This window comes from Mesorhizobium sp. P5_C1 (genome assembly GCF_054049815.1).
Genome location: NZ_JBFULQ010000375.1, coordinates 1 through 5,721 on the forward strand (window position 1 = coordinate 1; position 5,721 = coordinate 5,721).

The window sequence follows — 5,721 nt, forward strand, 5'->3', positions numbered from 1 at the left end:
TCCTTATCACCTTGCTGGTCGGCGTCGCCATCGGCCTGTTCCATGGCTTCGGCATCGTCAAGATGGGGCTGCCGCCCTTCATCATCACGCTGGCAACGCTGACGTCGTTGCGCGGCATCGGTCTTTTGATGACCAACGGCAATTCGATCTCGATCAACAACGATGCCTTTCAGGAGTTCTCGCGCAACTCCTTCCTCGGCGTCCCCAACCTGTTCTGGATGGTGATCCTGGTCGGCATTCCGGCCTACATCTTCCTCCATCATAGCCGTTGGGGCCGGTATTTGTTCTCGGTCGGCTCCAATGCCGAGGCCTCGCGCCTGTCCGGCGTCAATGTCCAGCGAACCATCTACATGGCTTACACACTGTCGGGCCTCTGCGCGGCGTTCGTCGGCGTGTTGCTGGCCTCGCGCATCGGCATCGGCAACCCGACCCAGGCCGAGGGTTGGGAACTGCAGGCGATCGCGTCGTCGGTGATCGGCGGCACCTCGCTGTTCGGCGCGGTCGGCTCGGTGCACGGGCCGCTGCTCGGCGCTTTCATTCTGGCCACCATCAACAACGGCGCCAATCTCTTGAACGTCAACGCCTTCTGGCAGCGCATCATCACCGGCGCGCTGATCATCATCATCGTCTATTTCGACGGGCTGCGACGCCGCGGTAGCAAGTGACAATAATTTGAGATCGATCGCCGGCCCTGTCACGAAAATGGGCCGGCGATTTTCATGACAAACTGGATTGAAGCATGAAAGCCGTCGTCTGCCGCTCGCCTGGTGAGCTCGTCCTGGAAGACCGTCCGGCGCCGAGCGCGCCACCTCCCGGCTGGGCGCTGGTGGCTGTCAGCCATGTCGGCATCTGCGGCACCGACTATCATATCTTCGAAGGCAAGCACCCATTCCTCGCCTATCCCCGCATCATGGGCCATGAAGTGTCGGGAACGATCGTCGAGACCGGCGAAGGCGTTGAACTTTCCGCTGGTGAGCCGGTGGTCATCAATCCCTATCTTTCCTGCGGCAAGTGCATCGCCTGCCGGCACGGCAAGCCGAACTGCTGCGTCGGGATCGAGGTGCTCGGTGTCCATCGCGACGGCGCCATGTGCGAACGGATTCTGGTGCCGGCACAAAATCTCTATCCGGCAAACGGCCTTTCGCTGTCCGACGCCGCTGCTGTCGAGTTCCTGGCCATCGGCGCGCATGCAGTGCGGCGCGCAAGCGCCGATCCCGGCGCCCGCACGCTGGTCATCGGCGCCGGTCCGATCGGGCTCGGCACGGCCATCTTCGCCGGCATCGCCGGGCTTGACGTTACGCTGCTCGACATGAGCAGCGAAAGGCTTGCCTTTGCCGCCAACGAGCTCGGTTTCAAGACCCTCGATGGTTCGCGCGGCGCGGTGCCCGATCTGGTCGGGCAAGCGACGGGCGGCGAAGGCTTCGATGTGGTCTTCGACGCCACCGGAAACACCCAGTCGGTGCAGTCGGCCTTCGCCCATGTCGCGCATGGCGGAACACTGGTGCTGGTCAGCGTTGTCAAGGATGACATCACCTTCTCCGATCCGGAATTCCACAAGCGCGAGATGACCCTGATCGGCAGTCGCAATGCGTTGCGCGCCGACTTCGACCACGTCGCCGCCTCGATCCGCAACGGCGCCGTGCCATTGGCCAAGCTCGTCACCCACCGCACCACGCTGGCCGGCACGCCACATGATCTCGCACGCTGGGCACACGAGAAATCCGGTCTGATCAAGGCTGTGATAGAAGTCGGATGAGTGCAATCCTGGAAAAGTTTGAAGCGGTTTTCCCGGGAAAAGCGCTTAGCGCTTTCGCTAAGGGAATTGAATTCGACAATCTAGGCAACCGGCGGTCTCGGCTCACAACGCCGACAATTTGAGTTCGACCCGCTCGGCCGGGAACCGCGACTCGGAAAACTGGATCGGTTGGCCGTCGGGTGTGACGTTGACGGCGACCGTGACCAGCACGATTGCGCCGGGCTGCAGGTCGAGGTCGGCAAGGTCGGCGGCATCGGCATGGCGTGCTGACAGCATGGTCGATTGCCTCAAGTAATCATCTATGCCGAAACGTGCCAGCGACGCGGTGATCGAGCCGGTTTGTGCCATGGCGGCATCGATGCCGGCAAAGCGCCTGGCCTCGAACCAGCCCGCGGCACGCGACACCGGGCGACCGTCGGCTTCGCCGCGTGTTTCCAGCCGGATCACGTTTGTCCCCCTGGCTAGGCCCAGCCCCTCGGCGACGCGCTGGCTGGCCGGCTCCACCGACGAGGCAAGCAGGACTATATGCCGTTCCGACGCCTGCCCTTGCAGGCCTGCCGAAAACCGTGTGCGCGCGCCGATCGGATAGGATAGCCGCTTGCGCGACAGCACGAAGGTGCCGCGTCCCTGTTCGGCCCGCAGCACCCCTTCCTGCACAAGGGCTGCTATGGCACTGCGCACCGTGTGACGGTTGACGCCATAGCGCTCGGCCAGCGCAACCTCTGGCGGTAGCGCTGCATTCTCGGCGAAATCGCCGATGGCGATCGCATGCAGGATCTTGTCGGCGATCTGCCGCCACAGCGAGACACCACTCCGCCGCTCGATGCCGTCCGCTTCCAGCTGCCCGACCATTAATTGCCCCGGCCTCCCATTGCTTGTCATCCACCCGTCATGGACTCGCGATAGATAATAGGTATAATTTGTATAGTTGTCTATATCAATAGACAAATTTAGCCAAGAGGAATGTTGCTCATGCGAAGACAGGAAGCCCGCGACCAGGCCGAGCGCAAGGCCGCCATGGCGACACTGGCGCAATCCAGCGGCGATGACGTCGTCCGGCTCTGGAACGCTACCGGGCTGCCCTCGGAAGCTGAGCTGCTGCGCGGCCCGGAGACCGGCTTGGTCACCGTGCGCGGCCGCATCGGCGGTGGCGGCTCCCCCTTCAATGTCGGTGAGACGACGGTTACCCGCGCCACTGTCCGGTTGCCGTCCGGACAGGTCGGCCACTGCTATGCGCTTGGCCGCGACAAGCAGAAGGCAAGGCTGGCGGCGATCGCCGACGCGTTGTGGCAGGACCCGGCGCGTCGCGCCGAGGTCGAGACCGGGCTCATAGCGCCTCTGCGGTCGGCTCTGGCCACGGCGCATGAACGGCGCCGCGCCGAGACGGCGGCAACGAAGGTGGATTTCTTCACCATGGTTCGCGGAGAAGACTGATGGAGATCGCAGCGCATTCGATCGAAGGCGGTTTCGCCGATCCGGTCTTCAACGCCCAGACCGTGTTTCGCGCGATCATGGAGGCGATGGCGCGGCCGGGCAGCATACGGCCCCTGCCCGCCTTCGCTCGCCCGCCGGTGCCGTTTTCAGCGACCGCCGGCGCCGTAGCGCTGGCGCTTTGCGACAACGACACCCCGCTCTGGCTCGATCCCGCTTTGCAGGCCTCCGCCGCGATCAAATCCTGGCTTGGTTTCCACACAGGTGCGCCCTTGGCCAACACGCCGGCCGATGCGCATTTCGCTTTGATCGCCACGCCGGCCGAGATGATGGCGCTCGACGGTTTTTCGCAAGGCACGCAGGACTATCCCGACCGCTCCACCACGCTGATCCTGCAGGTCAGCGATCTCGCCTCGGGCGCCCCGCTGCTGCTCGAAGGCCCCGGCATCGAAACCAGTGCCACGATCGCGCCGGCGCAGATTCCGCGTCATTTCGTCGAACAGTGGAAGCAGAACATCAAGCGCTTCCCGCGCGGCGTGGATATCATCCTCGCCACATCGGATGGCGTCGCCTGTCTGCCGCGCACAACGCGCATCAAGACGATGGGGGCCTGAGATGTATGTCGCGGTGAAAGGTGGCGAGGCGGCCATTGCCAACGCCCACAGCCTGCTCGCCGACCGCCGGCGCGGCGACCGTTCGGTGCCCGCCCTTCGGCTCGACCAGATCGTCGAACAGTTGGCGCTTGGCGTCGACCGGGTGATGAGCGAAGGCTCGCTCTACGACCGCGAGCTGGCGGCGCTTGCCATCGTCCAGGCGCGCGGCGACCTGATCGAGGCGATCTTCCTGGTGCGCGCCTACCGCACCACATTGCCGCGCTTCGGGTATTCCAAGGCGATCGACACCGCCACCATGCTTGTCGAGCGACGTGTTTCGGCGACCTACAAGGACCTGCCCGGCGGCCAGCTGCTCGGCCCGACCTTCGACTACACGCACCGGCTGCTCGACCCCGAGCTTGCCGCGGGCGGCGACGTCGCCGAGCCGCTGCAGCGCGAGACGGAAGCGCAAGCCATGCCCCGCGTTTCTGCGATCCTTGCTCGCGAGGGCCTGATCGAGCCGGATGGCGAGATGCCGCAGGACCATGTCCCCGGCGACATCACCCGCGAGCCGCTGGAATTCCCGATGGCGCGCGACATCCGCCTGCAGGCGCTGTCACGCGGCGATGAGGGCTTCTTGCTGGCGCTCGGCTATTCAACGCAGCGCGGCTATGCCCGCAACCATCCTTTCGTCGGCGAGATCCGCATCGGCGAGGTCGAGCTGGAACTGGATGTGCCCGAACTCCCGTTCGCTGTGCCGCTCGGCACCGTGCGGGTCACCGAATGCCAGATGGTCAACCAGTTCAAGGGCTCGGCCAAGGCGCCGCCGCAATTCACCCGCGGCTACGGCCTAGTCTTCGGCCAGAGCGAGCGCAAGGCGATGGCGATGGCGCTGTGCGATCGGGCATTGCGCGCTTCGGAACTCGGCGAAGATGTCGTCGCCGCCGCGCAGGACGAGGAGTTCGTCATCTCGCATTCCGACAATGTCCAGGCGACCGGCTTCGTCGAGCACCTGAAGCTCCCGCACTATGTCGACTTCCAGGCCGAACTCGACCTCGTGCGCCGCATGCGCGCCGAATATGACGCCCGCGAAAACCCGGTGAAGGCGGACGACAAGAGGGAGGCTGCGGAATGACCGCTCAACCGACAGACATCGCCACCTACAACTTCGCCTATCTCGACGAACAGACCAAGCGGATGATCCGCCGCGCGATCCTCAAGGGCATCGCCATCCCCGGCTATCAGGTGCCGTTCGCCTCGCGCGAGATGCCGATGCCCTATGGCTGGGGCACCGGCGGCGTCCAGGTCACCGCTTCGATCATCGGCCCCGACGATGTCTTGAAGGTCATCGACCAAGGCGCCGACGACACCACCAATGCGGTTTCGATCCGCGCCTTCTTCAAGAAGGTCGCCAATGTCGCCGTGACGACCGATACCGCCAGCGCCACCATCATCCAGACCCGCCACCGCATCCCCGAGCATCCTCTGACGGCGGGCCAGGTGCTGGTCTATCAGGTGCCGATCCCCGAACCCTTGCGCTTCCTCGAGCCGCGCGAGACCGAAACGCGGAAAATGCATGCGCTGGAGGAATACGGCCTGATGCATGTCAAGCTCTATGAGGACATCGCCAGGCACGGCCGCATCGCCACCACCTATGCCTATCCGGTCAAGGTCGAGGGCCGCTACGTGATGGACCCGTCGCCGACGCCGAAATTCGACAATCCCAAGATGCACCGCTCGCCCGCTTTGCAGCTGTTCGGCGCCGGCCGCGAAAAGCGTATCTATGCCGTGCCGCCCTTCACCGAAGTGGTCAGCCTCGACTTCGAGGACCATCCGTTCGAGGTGCAGACCTTCGACCAGCCCTGCGCGCTGTGCGCGGCCGAGAATGTCTATCTCGACGAAGTCATCCTCGACGACCATGGCGGCCACATGTTCGTCTGC

The 5,721-nt window shown here is 64.4% G+C and carries 7 protein-coding genes; 6 read left to right on the top strand and 1 reads right to left on the bottom strand.

Features of this window, described 5'->3' with window-relative positions:
• Together ACXJ7R_RS23460 and ACXJ7R_RS23465 are read left to right on the top strand one after the other, a co-directional pair.
• Positions 1-665: ABC transporter permease (locus ACXJ7R_RS23460; protein WP_457153923.1), on the top strand; the 665-nt coding region annotated here is incomplete at its 5' end.
• A gap of 74 nt (positions 666-739) precedes the next feature.
• The gene (locus tag ACXJ7R_RS23465; RefSeq protein ID WP_457153924.1) at positions 740-1,756 is read left to right on the top strand and encodes a zinc-binding alcohol dehydrogenase family protein; all 1,017 of its coding nucleotides are present in this window, start codon (positions 740-742) and stop codon (positions 1,754-1,756) included.
• Positions 1,757-1,858: 102 nt separating this feature from the next.
• Here the strand turns inward: ACXJ7R_RS23465 and phnF are convergent, their stop codons facing one another.
• Entirely contained in the window at positions 1,859-2,608 is a 750-nt protein-coding gene (phnF, locus tag ACXJ7R_RS23470) for a phosphonate metabolism transcriptional regulator PhnF (protein WP_457153925.1), read from the bottom strand.
• A gap of 120 nt (positions 2,609-2,728) precedes the next feature.
• On the opposite strand from phnF, the gene phnG reads away from it, so the two are divergent.
• The 4 genes from phnG to ACXJ7R_RS23490 form a co-directional block, all read left to right on the top strand.
• Positions 2,729-3,190: a phosphonate C-P lyase system protein PhnG gene (phnG, locus tag ACXJ7R_RS23475; RefSeq protein ID WP_457153926.1), complete on the top strand. Its 462-nt coding sequence runs from the start codon at positions 2,729-2,731 to the stop codon at positions 3,188-3,190.
• Positions 3,190-3,801 (top strand): phosphonate C-P lyase system protein PhnH, encoded by a 612-nt coding sequence (gene phnH / locus ACXJ7R_RS23480; protein WP_457153927.1) that lies wholly within the window; start codon positions 3,190-3,192, stop codon positions 3,799-3,801. Before phnG ends, phnH begins: the two co-directional genes overlap by 1 nt.
• A 1-nt stretch (position 3,802) precedes the next feature.
• Complete coding sequence (locus ACXJ7R_RS23485; protein ID WP_457153928.1) at positions 3,803-4,915, top strand: carbon-phosphorus lyase complex subunit PhnI; 1,113 nt, start codon at positions 3,803-3,805, stop codon at positions 4,913-4,915.
• The coding region (locus tag ACXJ7R_RS23490) for an alpha-D-ribose 1-methylphosphonate 5-phosphate C-P-lyase PhnJ (RefSeq protein ID WP_457153929.1) at positions 4,912-5,721 on the top strand (810 nt) is incomplete at its 3' end. The genes ACXJ7R_RS23485 and ACXJ7R_RS23490, both read left to right, overlap by 4 nt.